Genomic DNA, 902 nt, shown 5'->3' with positions numbered 1-902 from the left:
GGCATTGGTAACAGGCGATAGCTTCAGCGGAAGTCTAAGCAGATCACCTGGCGAAAATGTGGGTACGTATGCAATCAACCAGGGTACACTAGCACTAAACGGTAACTATACTTTAACCTACATTGGTGCTGATTTAACGATCGGTGCAAAAACAATTACAGTAACCGCAGCAGCGAAAAGCAAAACTTATGGTGATGCTGACCCTGCACTGACTTATGCCTTTGCTCCTTCATTGGTAACAGGCGATAGCTTCAGCGGTTCTTTAACCAGATCACCTGGTGAAAATGTGGGTACGTATGCGATCAACCAGGGCACGCTGGCCTTGAGCAGCAACTATACCTTAACTTATATTGGTGCTGATTTAACGATTGGCGCAAAAACAATTACAGTAACCGCAGCAGCGAAAAGCAAAACCTATGGCGATGCAGATCCTGCACTGACTTATGCCTTTGCTCCTTCATTGGTAACAGGCGATAGCTTCAGCGGTTCTTTAACCAGATCACCTGGTGAAAACGTGGGTACGTATGCAATCAACCAGGGCACTCTGGCACTAAACGGTAACTATACTTTAACCTACATTGGTGCTGATTTAACGATCGGCGCAAAAACAATTACAGTAACCGCAGCAGCGAAAAGCAAAACTTACGGTGATGCAGATCCTGCACTGACTTATGCCTTTGCGCCTGCATTGGTAACAGGCGATAGCTTCAGCGGAAGTTTAACCCGTTTACCTGGCGAAAACGTGGGTACGTATGCAATCAACCAGGGCACGCTTGCACTAAACGGTAACTATACTTTAACCTACATTGGTGCTAATTTAACGATTGGTGCGAAAACAGTTACGGTAACCGCAGCAGCGAAAAGCAAAACCTATGGCGATGCCGATCCTGCACTGACTTATG

The 902-nt window shown here is 46.2% G+C and carries 1 protein-coding gene; it reads left to right on the top strand.

Annotated features, from left to right (window positions below; genetic code table 11):
- Positions 1–902 (top strand): MBG domain-containing protein (locus IM797_RS28165; protein WP_304622296.1); only part of this gene is annotated, 902 nt, incomplete at both ends.

The organism is Pedobacter sp. MC2016-24 (genome assembly GCF_015223055.1).
Taxonomy (GTDB): domain Bacteria; phylum Bacteroidota; class Bacteroidia; order Sphingobacteriales; family Sphingobacteriaceae; genus Pedobacter.
The sequence above is the reverse complement of the archived record's forward strand: the minus strand, read 5'-3'. Positions and strand labels throughout refer to the sequence as shown.